Origin of the sequence: Litchfieldella qijiaojingensis (assembly GCF_014651875.1) — a bacterium.
In the GTDB taxonomy this organism is placed as follows: domain Bacteria; phylum Pseudomonadota; class Gammaproteobacteria; order Pseudomonadales; family Halomonadaceae; genus Litchfieldella; species Litchfieldella qijiaojingensis.
In genome coordinates this window covers 21,188-33,091 of record NZ_BMXS01000021.1, presented here as the reverse complement: position 1 = coordinate 33,091, position 11,904 = coordinate 21,188, and the positions used below count along the sequence as shown (strand labels likewise).

Genomic DNA, 11,904 nt, shown 5'->3' with positions numbered 1-11,904 from the left:
TCGAAGCTCGAAGCTCGAAGCTCGAAGCTCGAAGCTCGAAGCTCGAAGCTCGAAGCTCGAAGCTCGAAGCTCGAAGCTCGAAGCTCGAAGCTCGTCTTTCAGCTTCCAGCCGCGAAGCGGCGCTCTTCAAGCCTCCAGCCAACAAAAAAACCGGCTCCGAAAGGAGCCGGTTTTGTGTGCCGTGTCAGCGCCAGGCTAAGGATCACTCCTCGCCAGCGGCTTCCTCGACGACCGGACGGTCGACCAGTTCGACGTAGGCCATGGGGGCGTTGTCGCCGGTGCGGAAACCGCACTTGAGGACACGGACGTAACCGCCCGGACGCTCGGCGTAACGCGGCCCCAACTCGTTGAAGAGCTTGCCGACCGCTTCCTTGGAACGGGTGCGGCTGAAGGCCAGACGACGGTTGGCGACACTATCCTGCTTGGCCAAGGTGATCAGCGGCTCGATATGACGACGCAGTTCCTTGGCCTTGGGCAGGGTTGTCTTGATGACTTCGTGCTCGACCAACGATACGCACATGTTCTTGAACATGGCCTGGCGGTGCGAGCTGGTGCGATTCAGATGACGACCACTCTTACGATGACGCATGGTTGTGATTCCTTACCAAACTGGGACTCGAGTCGACGCTCACGCGGAGGCCTTGTCGTCCTTCAGGCTTGCCGGCGGCCAGTTCTCCAGCCGCATGCCAAGGGACAGACCACGCGCCGCCAACACGTCCTTGATCTCATTCAGGGACTTCTTGCCGAGGTTCGGCGTTTTCAGCAACTCGACTTCGGTACGCTGAATCAGATCGCCGATGTAGTAGATATTCTCGGCCTTAAGGCAGTTGGCGCTGCGGACGGTCAACTCGAGATCGTCTACGGGGCGCAGTAGGATGGGATCGATATGATCCTCTTCCTCCTCGACTTCCTGTTCCTTATCGGCTTCCAGGTCGACGAACGCGCCCAACTGCTCCTGCAGGATGGTAGCGCTGCGGCGGATCGCCTCTTCCGGATCCAGGGTACCGTCGGTTTCCAGGTCGATGACCAGCTTGTCGAGGTCAGTGCGCTGTTCGACACGCGCGGCCTCGACGGCATAGGAAACACGACGCACGGGGCTGAAGGTCGCATCCAACTGCAGGCGACCGATGGCCCGGGTTTCGTCATCCGCGCCATCACGGGCATCTGCCGGCTCGTAGCCGCGGCCACGGGCCACCTTGAGCTGCATTTTCAGCTCGGCACCCTCGTTGACGTGGGCAATGATGTGCTCGGGGTTGACGATTTCCACATCGTGATCAGCGGCGATGTTACCCGCGGTCACGACGGCCGGGCCCTGCTGGTTCAGCGTGAGCACCGCCTCGTCGCGGCTATGCATCTTGATGGCCACGTCCTTGAGGTTCAGAAGGATTTCGATGACGTCTTCCTGGACCCCTTCGATCGCACTGTACTCGTGGTCTACACCAGCGATCTCGGCTTCCACCACGGCACAGCCGGGCATGGAAGAGAGCAGGATGCGACGCAGCGCATTCCCCAGGGTGTGACCGAAACCGCGCTCGAATGGCTCGAGCACGATCTTCGCGTGATGCGCGCTGATCTCTTCGACCTTGATATCGCGAGGACGGAGAAACTCTGTCACTGAACGCTGCATGATGAACACCTATAGGCTGCCAAACGGATACTCGGTACTCTCCACCGGGCCCCAAGACAGGGCCCGGCATCGCGGCACGGCGATTACTTCGAGTACAGCTCGACGATCAGGTTTTCGTTGATGTCGGCAGACAAGTCGCCGCGTTCAGGCAGAGCCTTGAAAGTGCCTTCCATCTTCTTGGAGTCGACTTCGACCCAGGCCACATCGCCACGCTGGGCGGCAATACTCAGCGCATTCTGGATGCGGCTCTGGTTCTTGGCCTTCTCGCGAACGGACACCACGTCGCCTGGCTTGACCTGATAGGACGCCACGTTGACGGTACGACCGTTGACGGCGATCGCCTTGTGGCTCACCAGCTGACGCGACTCAGAGCGCGTGGAGCCAAAGCCCATGCGATAGACGACATTGTCCAGTCGGGATTCGAGCAGTTGCAGCAACACTTCGCCGGTCGCGCCCTTCTGGCGGGCCGCTTCCTTGTAGTAGTTGCGAAACTGCTTCTCGAGCACGCCATAGATGCGGCGTACTTTCTGCTTCTCGCGAAGCTGCAAGCCGTAGTCGGAAAGACGCTGACGGCGCTGGCCGTGCACACCCGGGATCTGCTCGGATTTGCACTTCTTCTCGAAGGGAGTGACACCGCTCTTCAGAAAGAGGTCGGTACCTTCACGACGAGACAGTTTGCACTTCGGTCCAATATAACGAGCCATGAGTCTGTCTCCTTAAACGCGGCGTTTCTTCGGCGGACGGCAGCCGTTGTGAGGAACGGGCGTCGCGTCGGTAATGCTCTGCACGCGGAAACCGGCGGCATTCAGTGCGCGCACGGCGGACTCACGACCAGGACCGGGGCCCTTGACCAGCACGTCGACGTTTTTCACACCATACTCGGCTGCAGCGGTCGCTGCACGTTCGCTTGCCACTTGAGCAGCGAACGGGGTGCTCTTGCGAGAACCACGAAAACCCGAACCACCGGCAGTTGCCCAGGAGAGAGCATTGCCCTGGCGGTCTGTGATCGTCACGATCGTATTGTTAAAAGAGGCATGGATGTGGGCGACCGCATCCACTACCTGCTTTTTCACCTTTTTACGGTTACTACGCGGGTTAGCCATGTTGATGTTTCTTCCTGTCTTAACGCCAGAACATGCGTGTTATTTGCGAATCGGCTTGCGCGGGCCCTTGCGGGTACGCGCATTGGTCTTGGTACGCTGACCACGCAGCGGAAGACCACGACGATGACGCAGACCACGATAGCAACCCAAGTCCATGAGACGCTTGATGTTCAGCGTCACATCACGACGAAGGTCGCCTTCCACGGTGTACTTGCCGACTTCAGCACGCAGGGTGTCCAGCTCTTCAGAGGACAGGTCCTGAATCTTGGTGGTCGGCGCAATGCCGGAAGCGGCACAGATGCTCTGTGCACGAGTACGGCCAATCCCGAAGATATAGGTCAGCGAGATCGCCGCATGCTTGTTGTCCGGGATATTGACGCCTGCAATACGGGCCATCAGCTTACTCCGAAATTTGAGCGGCTTGCTCGTTGGATCAACTACAAAAGGCGCAACAGCATACCCCTTTACCCAGCCAAGGGCAAGGGGCATGCCGGCACCGGTTCATGACAGCTGCCAGGGATTCAGCCCTGGCGCTGCTTGTGCCGCGGCTCGGTGCAGATGACACGCACGGCGCCATTGCGTCGAATGATCTTGCAGTTGCGACACATTTTCTTTACGGAAGCTCGAACTTTCATCGTTCTCTCCAAATCGCGTACGGCACGCCTCAGCGCATGATGCCGCCGCTACCGTAGCCTTTCAGGTTGGCCTTCTTCATCACCGACTCATACTGGTGCGACATGAGATGCGACTGCACCTGAGCCATGAAATCCATGATCACCACCACCACGATCAACAGGGAAGTACCGCCGAAGAAGAACGGCACGTTCCAGGCCACGATCAGGAACTGGGGCATCAAGGAAACCGCGGTGATGTACAGGGCGCCGAACAGGGTCAAACGCGTCATGACCTTGTCGATGTAACGAGCGGTCTGCTCGCCCGGACGAATGCCCGGCAGGAAGGCCCCTGACTTCTTGAGGTTGTCAGCGACATCCTTGGGATTGAAGACCAGCGCTGTGTAAAAGAAGCAGAAGAATATCACCGCCGCGCCGAAAAGCAAGATGTACAGCGGCTGCCCGGGCCCCAAGGCCAGCGAAGCCGTCTGCAGCCAGTCCATCCCCTCACCGGCACTGACCCACTGGCCAAGCGACGCGGGGAACAGCAGGATACTGGACGCGAAGATCGCCGGGATAACACCCGCCATGTTGACCTTCAGCGGCAGATAACTGCTTTGACCGGCATACATCTTGTTACCCACCTGGCGACGTGGATAGTTCACCGTGATGCGACGTTGACCGCGCTCGATGAACACCACGAACGCCACGGTGGCGATCCCCAGTACGGAAAGTGCCAGCAGTGGCAACACGTTCCAGGCACCATCGTTACGCGCCAGTTCGAAAGACTGACCCACGGCACCCGGCAGTCCCGCGACGATCCCGGAAAAGATCAGCAGCGAAATGCCGTTGCCGATACCCTTTTCGGTGATCTGCTCACCTAGCCACATCAGGAACACCGCACCCGATACGAATGTGATCACGGCGGTGAAATAGAAGCTGAAGTCAGCAGTGTAGGCAATGCCTTGGCCCGCCAAGCCGACCGACATGCCAACGGCCTGGACGAAGGCCAGCACCACCGTGCCATAACGGGTGTACTGACTGATCTTGCGGCGTCCGGCCTCACCTTCCTTCTTCAACTGCTCGAGGTGTGGCGAGACTGCGGTGAGAAGCTGCATGATGATCGACGCCGAGATGTAAGGCATGATGCCCAGTGCGAAGATACTCATGCGCTCCAGCGCACCACCCGAGAACATGTTGAACAGTCCCAGGATGGTGCCCTGCTGCTCCCTGAACAAGGCAGCAAGCTGGTCAGGATTGATACCGGGAACGGGAATGTGGGCACCGATACGGTACACCACGATGGCAAGGAACACGAAACGCAGACGCGCCCAGAGTTCGCCCAGTCCGCTGCCCATTGCCGGCATGTTACCTGACTTAGCCATTTAGTCCTCTACCTTACCACCGGCGGCTTCGATCGCGGCACGGGCACCTTTGGTGACCCCGAGACCGCGGACGGTAACCGCCTTGTTCAGTTCACCGGAGAGGATCACCTTCGCATACTGCGTGGCGTCCTTGAGCACGTTCGCCTGCTTGAGGCTGTCCAGGGTCACTTCGTCGCCTTCGACCTTGGCCAGCTCGGCCAGGCGTACCTCTTCGGAGACGAGCGACTTCATGGAAGTGAAGCCGAACTTGGGCAGACGACGCTGCAACGGCATCTGACCGCCCTCGAAACCTGGCTTCACTCGACCGCCACTACGCGACTTCTGCCCCTTGTGACCACGACCACCGGTCTTGCCGAGACCGGAGCCGATGCCACGACCGACGCGCTTCTCGGCGTGCTTGGAGCCCGGTGCCGGGCTCAGGCTATTGAGTTTCATGGATCACTCTCCCTCAACACGCACAAGGTAGTTGACCTTGTTGACCATACCGCGTACGGCAGGGGTGTCTTCCAATTCGACCGTGTGACCGATGCGGCGCAGCCCAAGCCCCTTCATGGTAGCCTTGTGCTTTTCCAGAACGCCGATGGTGCTACGGATCTGGGTAACCTTGATCGTTGCTGCCATGGTGCCTTACCCCGTGATCGCTTCGACAGACAAACCGCGCTTGGCGGCGATGTCTTCCGGCGACTGCATGGCGGCGAGCCCCTTGACGGTCGCACGCACCACGTTCACCGGGTTGGTGGAACCGTAGCACTTGGCCAGGACGTCATGTACCCCAGCCAGTTCGAGCACGGAGCGCATGGCACCGCCGGCGATGATCCCGGTACCTTCGGAAGCCGGCTGCATGTAGACCTTGGAGGCACCATGGCGGGCCTTTACCGGATACTGCAGCGTATTGCCACTAAGGCTGACCTTGATCATGTTGCGACGTGCCTGATCCATGGCCTTCTGGATCGCGACCGGCACTTCACGTGCCTTGCCACGACCGAAGCCGACACGACCATTGCCGTCACCAACGACGGTCAGGGCGGTGAAACCGAAGATACGGCCACCCTTGACCACCTTGGCGACGCGGTTGACCTGCACGAGCTTCTCCTGCAGATCTCCGCCGTTCTGTTCGTTCTTCGCCATCGTAAAACCCTTTAGAATTCCAGACCGCCTTCACGTGCGGCATCGGCCAGGGCCTTGACACGGCCATGGTACTTGAACCCGGCACGATCGAAGGCCACCTGAGTGATGCCTGCTTCCTTAGCGCGCTCGGCTATCAGTGCGCCCACCTTGGCGGCGGCGTCGGTGTTGCCGGTCGCACCCTCACGCAGTGTCTTGTCCAGCGTGGAAGCGCTGGCCAGTACCTTGCCCCCATCCGGCGAGATGATCTGCGCATAGATGTGGCGCGGGGTACGGTTGACGCACAGGCGATACACGCCCAGCTCGCGGATCTTGGCGCGAGCGCGGCGGGCACGACGGAGACGAGATTCTTTCTTCGCGTTCATAACCCTGCCTTACTTCTTCTTGGCTTCTTTGCGGCGAACCTGCTCATCGCCGTACCGGATCCCCTTGCCCTTGTAGGGCTCGGGCGGACGGAAGGCGCGGATCTCCGCGGCCACCTGGCCAAGCTGCTGCTTGTCCGCGCTCTTCAGCACGATAGTGGTGTTCTTCGGCGTTTCCGCCGTGACACCCTCGGGCAGCGTGTACTCGACCGGGTGAGAGAAGCCCAGTGTCAGATTTAGCGTCTTGCCACTTGCCTGGGCACGATAGCCGACGCCGTTGATCTCGAGGGATTTGGTGAAGCCCTCATTCACACCAGTGACCAAGTTCTGGACCAGTGCGCGGGTAGTGCCGACCATCGCCCAGCTCTTGGCGGTTTCGCTCGGATTGAAGGTCAGTTGACCCTCTTCCTGACCAATCACCACATCGGGGTGGACGGTCATGGTGAGCGTACCCTGAGCGCCCTTGACGGTCAGCTGGTCGCCGTCGAGCTTGACCTCGACACCGCTGGGTAATTTAACCGGATATTTGGCTACACGGGACATTCCAAACTCCTAGAATACGGTGCAGATGACTTCACCACCGACACCGGCATGACGGGCCGCACGATCGGTCATCACGCCCTGGGAGGTGGAAACGATCGCGACTCCCATGCCATCGGCGACCTTCGGCAGCTCGTCCTTGCCCTTGTACTGACGCAGGGACGGCTTGGAAACTCGCTGGATGTGCTCGATGACCGGCTTGCCCTCGAAATACTTGAGGGTGACGGTCAACTCGGGCTTGCCGCCTTCGGTGACGGAAAAGTCTTTGATATAGCCCTCTTCCTTCAATACGCGAGCCAGCTCGGTCTTGAGCTTGGAAGACGGCATGGAGACCGTCTCCTTGGTGGCCATCTGCGCATTGCGGATACGGGTAAACATATCCGCCAGCGTATCTTGCATGCTCATTACGTTACGCTCCTGATGATTCTACGTGGCCGTTACCAACTGGACTTCTTGAGACCAGGAACGTCACCACGCATGGCGGCTTCACGCAGCTTGTTGCGGCCCAGGCCGAACTTGTTGTAGAAGCCGTGCGGACGCCCCGTGACGCGGCAGCGGTTGCGCTGACGCACCGGGCTAGAGTCGCGCGGCAACTGCTGCAGCTTGAGCTGCGCATCGAAGCGCTCTTCGTCGGAAGCGTTCACGTCGTTGATGATGGCCTTGAGTGCCGCACGCTTGGCAGCATACTTCTCGACCAGCTTGGTGCGCTTGAGTTCGCGCTCAACCATGCTTTTCTTTGCCATGATCCCACCCTTATTTCTTGAACGGGAAGTTCAGCGCGCTCAGCAGCGCACGACCTTCTTCGTCGGTATTGGCAGTGGTGGTGATAGTGACATCCAGACCACGAATCCGGTCGATCTTATCATATTCGATCTCCGGGAAGATGATCTGCTCACGCACCCCCATGGAGTAGTTGCCACGGCCGTCGAAGGACTTCGGGTTGAGACCACGGAAGTCACGCACGCGGGGGATCGCGATGTTCACCAGGCGGTCCAGGAACTCCCACATGCGCGCGCTGCGCAGCGTGACCTTGATCCCGATGGGCCAGCCTTCACGCACCTTGAAGCCCGCGATGGACTTGCGTGCCTTGGTCACCACCGGCTTCTGCCCGGAGAGCTTCTCCAGGTCGGCGATGGCATTTTCGATCAGCTTCTTGTCGCTGGTCGCGTCGCCGATACCCATGTTCAGGGTCACCTTGGTGATCCGGGGTACCTGCATCACGTTGGCGTAGCTGAACTGCTCTTTGAGTTGAGCCACCACCTCGTTCTGATAACGTTCTTTCAAGTTCGCCATTTTGCTACCCGACTCGCGTTAGGCGTCGATCTGCGACTGCGTCGACTTGTAGATACGTACCTTGGTACCGTCTTCCTTGATCTGGAAGCCGACGCGATCCGCCTTACCGGTCTCCTGATTGAAGATGGCTACGTTGGACGCGTGAATCGGAGCCTCGCGCTCGACGATACCGCCCTGATTACCCGCCATGGGATTGGGCTTGGTGTGACGCTTGATCATGTTCACACCGGACACGACATAGCGATCGTCTTTGAGGACGCGCTTGACCGTGCCACGCTTGCCCTTGTCCTTGCCGGCGATGACGATCACTTCATCGTCACGTTTGATCTTTTGCATATCCGCCTCGCTCCTTACAGCACTTCAGGCGCCAAGGAAATGATCTTCATGAACTTCTCGGTACGAAGTTCACGGGTCACCGGCCCGAAGATACGGGTGCCGATCGGCTGTTCGTTGGTGTTTTGCAACAGAACCGCCGCATTTCCGTCGAAGCGGATCAGCGAACCGTCGCTACGACGGACGCCACTACGGGTACGAACCACCACCGCCTTGAGGACCTGGCCCTTCTTGACCTTGCCACGAGGAATGGCTTCCTTCACCGTAACCTTGATGATATCGCCCACGCGGGCATAGCGGCGGTGAGAACCGCCCAGCACCTTGATGCATTGCACCCGGCGCGCCCCGCTGTTGTCAGCGACATCCAGCATTGTCTGAGTCTGAATCATCGGTTTTCTCCAAACCTAATCTGACTGCACTGGTTTAACAGACGAGGGGCGATCACCCCTTTGCCTGCTCGACCACCTCGACCAGCGTCCAGGCCTTCTTCCGAGACAGCGGGCGGCACTCCTGGATGGAGACCGTATCGCCGGCCTTCGCCTGGTTCGTCTCGTCATGGGCGTGCAGCTTGGTGGAGCGCTTGACGTACTTGCCGTAGATCGGGTGACGCTCACGGCGCTCGATCATCACGACGATGGACTTGTCCATCTTGTCACTCACCACCTTGCCGGTGAGTGTACGGGCTTTCTTTTCTTCGGCCATCTCAGTCACCTGCCTTCTCGTTGAGCACAGTCTTCACCCGGGCGATGTCCCGACGAACCTGCTTGAGCAGATGAGTCTGGCTTAGCTGGCCGGTGGCCTTCTGCATGCGCAGGTTGAACTGCTCGCGGAGGAGTTCGAAGAGCTGCTCGCGCAGTTCTCCCTCTGACTTGTCACGAATTTCCTGGGCTTTCATCACATCACCGTCCGTTTCACAAAGGTGGTGGAGACCGGGAACTTCTGAGCGGCTAGGCTGAATGCCTCGCGGGCCAGCTCTTCGGAAACGCCTTCGATCTCGTAGAGGACACGGCCTGGCTGGATCTGAGCGACCCAGTACTCCACAGAGCCCTTGCCCTTACCCATACGGACTTCCAGAGGCTTCTTGGAGACAGGCTTGTCCGGAAACACCCGAATCCAGATCTTGCCGCCACGCTTGACGTGACGGGTGATGGCACGACGACCGGCTTCGATCTGACGGGCGGTGACGCGACCGCGTCCGGTGGCTTTCAGGCCGTATTCGCCGAAGCTCACCTTGCTTCCGCGATGAGCCAGACCGCGATTGCGGCCCTTCATCATCTTGCGGAATTTCGTACGCTTGGGTTGTAACATCGATTAGCTCTCCCCTTACCTGGAACCTTTCTTCTTGGAGGGCGCGGCCTGCGGCTGCTTCGCCTTGGCACGCACCTCCTCGATGCCCCCGAGGATTTCACCCTTGAAGATCCATACCTTGACGCCGATGACGCCGTAGGTGGTGTGGGCTTCATAGGTGGCGTAATCGATGTCCGCGCGCAGGGTATGCAGCGGTACGCGGCCTTCGCGGTACCATTCGGTACGCGCGATCTCCGCACCACCGAGACGACCGGAGAGCTGCACCTTGATGCCGCCGGCACCTAGACGCATGGCGTTCTGCACGGCACGCTTCATGGCACGACGGAACATCACACGACGCTCGAGCTGGCCGGCAATGTTCTGCGCGACGAGTTGGGCATCGAGTTCCGGCTTGCGGACTTCCTCGATGTTGACGTGCACCGGCACGCCCATCATCTGGGTGACATCGCGACGCAGACGATCGACATCCTCACCCTTCTTGCCAATCACGATACCCGGACGGGCGGTGTGAATGGTGATACGTGCGTTGTTGGCCGGACGCTCGATGTGGATGCGGCTCACGGACGCATTCTTGAGGCGCTCCTCGAGGAAGCGACGCACTTCGAGGTCATTGTTCAGCTTGTCGGCATAGGCACCGCGCTCGGCGTACCACACCGAGGTGTGATCCTTGACGATACCCAGCCGAATACCTGTTGGATTGACTTTCTGACCCATCTGGTCGACTCCTACTTCTCGGCTACCTTGACGGTGATGTGGCAGGTGCGCTTCAAGATACGATCCGCACGGCCCTTGGCGCGCGGCTGGATGCGCTTGAGCGTCATGCCCTCATCGACGCAGATGGTCGAGACACGCAGCTCGTCGATGTCCATGCCGTTGTTTTCTTCCGCGTTCGCAATAGCGGACTGCAGCACCTTCTTGACCAGCTTGGCAGCCTTCTTCGGTGAGAAGGTCAGCAGGTCGAGCGCCTCGGCGACCGGTTTACCGCGCACCTGGTCAGCCACCAAACGGGCCTTCTGGGCGGATAAACGAGCGCCACGCAGCTTAGCTGTGACTTCCATCTCTCAATCCTCTCTGGCTTACCGTTTGGCTTTCTTGTCCGCCGCATGACCGCGGTAAGTGCGGGTGGCAGCGAATTCGCCCAGCTTGTGGCCAACCATTTCCTCGGAGACGTGCACCGGGACGTGTTGGCGACCGTTATGGACCGCAATGGTGAGCCCGACCATGTTGGGCAGGATCATCGAACGACGCGACCAAGTCTTGATCGGTTTGCGATCGTTCTTCTCCACTGCAGCCTCAACCTTCTTCAGCAGATGAAGGTCAATGAAGGGACCTTTCTTCAGTGAACGTGGCACAGCCGTTACCTCTTAATGTCTTGGCGTTGGATCTCAGTTCCGGGCCTTGCGGCGACGAACGATCAGCTTATCAGTGCGCTTGTTCTTGCGGGTCTTGTGGCCCTTGGTGGGGATACCCCACGGGGTGACCGGGTGACGACCGCCGCTGGTGCGGCCTTCGCCGCCACCATGCGGGTGATCCACCGGGTTCATCGCGACACCGCGCACGGTAGGACGCACGCCTCTCCAGCGCTTTGCACCGGCCTTGCCAAGTTGACGCAGGCTATGCTCGGAGTTACTCACTTCGCCGAGGGTCGCGCGGCACTCGGCCAGGACCTTGCGCATCTCGCCGGAACGAAGACGCAGGGAGGCATAATTGCCTTCACGCGCGACCAGCTGGGCACTAGCGCCAGCGCTACGTGCGAGCTGGGCGCCCTTGCCGGGCTTGAGCTCGATGCAGTGCACGGTGGAGCCCACCGGAATGTTGCGCAGCGGGAGGGTATTACCCTTCTTGATCGCCGCATTGACACCGGACTCGAGAGTGTCGCCAGCACTCACGCCCTTGGGCGCGATGATGTAACGACGCTCGCCGTCCAGATACTTGAGCAGTGCGATATGAGCACTGCGATTCGGGTCGTATTCGATGCGCTCGACGATGGCGGGAATGCCATCCTTGGTGCGCTTGAAGTCGACCAAACGATAGTGATGACGATGACCACCACCCACGTGGCGAGTGGTAATACGCCCATTGTTGTTGCGCCCGCCGGACTTGGACTGCTTCTCGAGCAGCGGCGCATAGGGCCGGCCCTTGTAGAGTTCGTCGCTGACGATCTTGACGACGTGGCGACGACCGGCGGATGTGGGTTTAGTCTTGACTACTGCCATG

At 59.7% G+C, this 11,904-nt stretch carries 24 protein-coding genes; all 24 read right to left on the bottom strand.

Annotated elements, in window-relative coordinates:
• Window positions 1-202: 202 nt before the first annotated feature.
• On the bottom strand, window positions 203-589 hold the full coding sequence (gene rplQ / locus IE093_RS17150) for a 50S ribosomal protein L17 (protein WP_189471320.1): 387 nt from the start codon (window positions 587-589) through the stop codon (window positions 203-205).
• Window positions 590-628: 39 nt separating this feature from the next.
• Complete coding sequence (locus IE093_RS17145; RefSeq protein WP_189471319.1) at window positions 629-1,627, bottom strand: DNA-directed RNA polymerase subunit alpha; 999 nt, start codon at window positions 1,625-1,627, stop codon at window positions 629-631.
• Window positions 1,628-1,710: 83 nt separating this feature from the next.
• Window positions 1,711-2,331, bottom strand: coding sequence for a 30S ribosomal protein S4 (gene rpsD, locus IE093_RS17140; protein ID WP_189471318.1), 621 nt, complete (start codon window positions 2,329-2,331; stop codon window positions 1,711-1,713).
• 12 nt (window positions 2,332-2,343) lie between these two features.
• Window positions 2,344-2,730: a 30S ribosomal protein S11 gene (gene rpsK / locus IE093_RS17135; RefSeq protein WP_011505752.1), complete on the bottom strand. Its 387-nt coding sequence runs from the start codon at window positions 2,728-2,730 to the stop codon at window positions 2,344-2,346.
• A 39-nt stretch (window positions 2,731-2,769) separates the two neighbouring features.
• Window positions 2,770-3,126: a 30S ribosomal protein S13 gene (gene rpsM / locus IE093_RS17130; RefSeq protein ID WP_016419101.1), complete on the bottom strand. Its 357-nt coding sequence runs from the start codon at window positions 3,124-3,126 to the stop codon at window positions 2,770-2,772.
• 125 nt (window positions 3,127-3,251) lie between these two features.
• Window positions 3,252-3,365: a 50S ribosomal protein L36 gene (rpmJ, locus tag IE093_RS17125; protein WP_031384759.1), complete on the bottom strand. Its 114-nt coding sequence runs from the start codon at window positions 3,363-3,365 to the stop codon at window positions 3,252-3,254.
• Window positions 3,366-3,394: 29 nt separating this feature from the next.
• The gene (secY, locus tag IE093_RS17120; protein ID WP_189471317.1) at window positions 3,395-4,726 is read right to left on the bottom strand and encodes a preprotein translocase subunit SecY; all 1,332 of its coding nucleotides are present in this window, start codon (window positions 4,724-4,726) and stop codon (window positions 3,395-3,397) included.
• Window positions 4,727-5,161 carry a 50S ribosomal protein L15 gene (gene rplO / locus IE093_RS17115; protein ID WP_189471316.1) on the bottom strand — a complete coding sequence of 145 codons (435 nt, stop codon included), beginning with the start codon at window positions 5,159-5,161 and terminating at the stop codon, window positions 4,727-4,729.
• 3 nt (window positions 5,162-5,164) lie between these two features.
• On the bottom strand, window positions 5,165-5,347 hold the full coding sequence (gene rpmD / locus IE093_RS17110; protein ID WP_189471315.1) for a 50S ribosomal protein L30: 183 nt from the start codon (window positions 5,345-5,347) through the stop codon (window positions 5,165-5,167).
• Window positions 5,348-5,353: 6 nt separating this feature from the next.
• Complete coding sequence (gene rpsE / locus IE093_RS17105) at window positions 5,354-5,854, bottom strand: 30S ribosomal protein S5 (protein WP_189471314.1); 501 nt, start codon at window positions 5,852-5,854, stop codon at window positions 5,354-5,356.
• 11 nt (window positions 5,855-5,865) lie between these two features.
• Window positions 5,866-6,216 carry a 50S ribosomal protein L18 gene (rplR, locus tag IE093_RS17100; RefSeq protein WP_189471312.1) on the bottom strand — a complete coding sequence of 117 codons (351 nt, stop codon included), beginning with the start codon at window positions 6,214-6,216 and terminating at the stop codon, window positions 5,866-5,868.
• A gap of 9 nt (window positions 6,217-6,225) precedes the next feature.
• Window positions 6,226-6,756: a 50S ribosomal protein L6 gene (gene rplF, locus IE093_RS17095; RefSeq protein ID WP_189471310.1), complete on the bottom strand. Its 531-nt coding sequence runs from the start codon at window positions 6,754-6,756 to the stop codon at window positions 6,226-6,228.
• A gap of 9 nt (window positions 6,757-6,765) precedes the next feature.
• Entirely contained in the window at window positions 6,766-7,158 is a 393-nt protein-coding gene (rpsH, locus tag IE093_RS17090; RefSeq protein WP_189471308.1) for a 30S ribosomal protein S8, read from the bottom strand.
• A 32-nt stretch (window positions 7,159-7,190) separates the two neighbouring features.
• The gene (gene rpsN, locus IE093_RS17085; protein ID WP_189471306.1) at window positions 7,191-7,496 is read right to left on the bottom strand and encodes a 30S ribosomal protein S14; all 306 of its coding nucleotides are present in this window, start codon (window positions 7,494-7,496) and stop codon (window positions 7,191-7,193) included.
• 10 nt (window positions 7,497-7,506) lie between these two features.
• The gene (gene rplE / locus IE093_RS17080; RefSeq protein WP_189471304.1) at window positions 7,507-8,046 is read right to left on the bottom strand and encodes a 50S ribosomal protein L5; all 540 of its coding nucleotides are present in this window, start codon (window positions 8,044-8,046) and stop codon (window positions 7,507-7,509) included.
• A gap of 18 nt (window positions 8,047-8,064) precedes the next feature.
• Window positions 8,065-8,382: a 50S ribosomal protein L24 gene (rplX, locus tag IE093_RS17075; RefSeq protein ID WP_189471302.1), complete on the bottom strand. Its 318-nt coding sequence runs from the start codon at window positions 8,380-8,382 to the stop codon at window positions 8,065-8,067.
• A gap of 14 nt (window positions 8,383-8,396) precedes the next feature.
• Entirely contained in the window at window positions 8,397-8,768 is a 372-nt protein-coding gene (rplN, locus tag IE093_RS17070; RefSeq protein WP_189471301.1) for a 50S ribosomal protein L14, read from the bottom strand.
• A gap of 52 nt (window positions 8,769-8,820) precedes the next feature.
• A complete protein-coding gene (gene rpsQ / locus IE093_RS17065; protein WP_189471299.1) occupies window positions 8,821-9,081 on the bottom strand; it encodes a 30S ribosomal protein S17 in 261 nt (86 codons plus the stop codon).
• Between the two features lies 1 nt (window position 9,082).
• On the bottom strand, window positions 9,083-9,274 hold the full coding sequence (rpmC, locus tag IE093_RS17060) for a 50S ribosomal protein L29 (RefSeq protein ID WP_016419088.1): 192 nt from the start codon (window positions 9,272-9,274) through the stop codon (window positions 9,083-9,085).
• The gene (rplP, locus tag IE093_RS17055) at window positions 9,274-9,687 is read right to left on the bottom strand and encodes a 50S ribosomal protein L16 (RefSeq protein WP_189471297.1); all 414 of its coding nucleotides are present in this window, start codon (window positions 9,685-9,687) and stop codon (window positions 9,274-9,276) included. Before rplP ends, rpmC begins: the two co-directional genes overlap by 1 nt.
• Window positions 9,688-9,702: 15 nt before the next feature.
• Entirely contained in the window at window positions 9,703-10,401 is a 699-nt protein-coding gene (rpsC, locus tag IE093_RS17050) for a 30S ribosomal protein S3 (RefSeq protein WP_189471295.1), read from the bottom strand.
• 11 nt (window positions 10,402-10,412) lie between these two features.
• Window positions 10,413-10,745, bottom strand: coding sequence for a 50S ribosomal protein L22 (gene rplV / locus IE093_RS17045; RefSeq protein ID WP_016419085.1), 333 nt, complete (start codon window positions 10,743-10,745; stop codon window positions 10,413-10,415).
• A gap of 18 nt (window positions 10,746-10,763) precedes the next feature.
• Window positions 10,764-11,039, bottom strand: a complete 276-nt coding sequence (rpsS, locus tag IE093_RS17040; RefSeq protein WP_009098993.1) for a 30S ribosomal protein S19 — start codon at window positions 11,037-11,039, stop codon at window positions 10,764-10,766.
• 33 nt (window positions 11,040-11,072) lie between these two features.
• A complete protein-coding gene (rplB, locus tag IE093_RS17035; protein WP_189471293.1) occupies window positions 11,073-11,903 on the bottom strand; it encodes a 50S ribosomal protein L2 in 831 nt (276 codons plus the stop codon).
• Window position 11,904 lies beyond the last annotated feature (1 nt).

Excerpts from the sequence above, each read along its gene's own strand:
- rplF (WP_189471310.1), bottom strand. The coding sequence starts at position 6,756 with ATGTCCCGTGTAGCCAAATATCCGGTTAAATTACCCAGCGGTGTCGAG.
- rpsQ (WP_189471299.1), bottom strand. The coding sequence starts at position 9,081 with ATGGCCGAAGAAAAGAAAGCCCGTACACTCACCGGCAAGGTGGTGAGT.
- rpmD (WP_189471315.1), bottom strand. The coding sequence starts at position 5,347 with ATGGCAGCAACGATCAAGGTTACCCAGATCCGTAGCACCATCGGCGTT.
- IE093_RS17145 (WP_189471319.1), bottom strand. The coding sequence starts at position 1,627 with ATGCAGCGTTCAGTGACAGAGTTTCTCCGTCCTCGCGATATCAAGGTC.
- rplX (WP_189471302.1), bottom strand. The coding sequence starts at position 8,382 with ATGCAAAAGATCAAACGTGACGATGAAGTGATCGTCATCGCCGGCAAG.
- secY (WP_189471317.1), bottom strand. The coding sequence starts at position 4,726 with ATGGCTAAGTCAGGTAACATGCCGGCAATGGGCAGCGGACTGGGCGAA.
- rpsN (WP_189471306.1), bottom strand. The coding sequence starts at position 7,496 with ATGGCAAAGAAAAGCATGGTTGAGCGCGAACTCAAGCGCACCAAGCTG.
- rpsK (WP_011505752.1), bottom strand. The coding sequence starts at position 2,730 with ATGGCTAACCCGCGTAGTAACCGTAAAAAGGTGAAAAAGCAGGTAGTG.
- rpsD (WP_189471318.1), bottom strand. The coding sequence starts at position 2,331 with ATGGCTCGTTATATTGGACCGAAGTGCAAACTGTCTCGTCGTGAAGGT.
- rpsM (WP_016419101.1), bottom strand. The coding sequence starts at position 3,126 with ATGGCCCGTATTGCAGGCGTCAATATCCCGGACAACAAGCATGCGGCG.
- rpsH (WP_189471308.1), bottom strand. The coding sequence starts at position 7,158 with ATGAGCATGCAAGATACGCTGGCGGATATGTTTACCCGTATCCGCAAT.
- rplV (WP_016419085.1), bottom strand. The coding sequence starts at position 10,745 with ATGGAAGTCACAGCTAAGCTGCGTGGCGCTCGTTTATCCGCCCAGAAG.
- rplQ (WP_189471320.1), bottom strand. The coding sequence starts at position 589 with ATGCGTCATCGTAAGAGTGGTCGTCATCTGAATCGCACCAGCTCGCAC.
- rplE (WP_189471304.1), bottom strand. The coding sequence starts at position 8,046 with ATGGCGAACTTGAAAGAACGTTATCAGAACGAGGTGGTGGCTCAACTC.
- rpmC (WP_016419088.1), bottom strand. The coding sequence starts at position 9,274 with ATGAAAGCCCAGGAAATTCGTGACAAGTCAGAGGGAGAACTGCGCGAG.
- rpmJ (WP_031384759.1), bottom strand. The coding sequence starts at position 3,365 with ATGAAAGTTCGAGCTTCCGTAAAGAAAATGTGTCGCAACTGCAAGATC.
- rpsC (WP_189471295.1), bottom strand. The coding sequence starts at position 10,401 with ATGGGTCAGAAAGTCAATCCAACAGGTATTCGGCTGGGTATCGTCAAG.
- rplB (WP_189471293.1), bottom strand. The coding sequence starts at position 11,903 with ATGGCAGTAGTCAAGACTAAACCCACATCCGCCGGTCGTCGCCACGTC.
- rpsE (WP_189471314.1), bottom strand. The coding sequence starts at position 5,854 with ATGGCGAAGAACGAACAGAACGGCGGAGATCTGCAGGAGAAGCTCGTG.
- rplR (WP_189471312.1), bottom strand. The coding sequence starts at position 6,216 with ATGAACGCGAAGAAAGAATCTCGTCTCCGTCGTGCCCGCCGCGCTCGC.
- rplO (WP_189471316.1), bottom strand. The coding sequence starts at position 5,161 with ATGAAACTCAATAGCCTGAGCCCGGCACCGGGCTCCAAGCACGCCGAG.
- rplN (WP_189471301.1), bottom strand. The coding sequence starts at position 8,768 with ATGATTCAGACTCAGACAATGCTGGATGTCGCTGACAACAGCGGGGCG.
- rplP (WP_189471297.1), bottom strand. The coding sequence starts at position 9,687 with ATGTTACAACCCAAGCGTACGAAATTCCGCAAGATGATGAAGGGCCGC.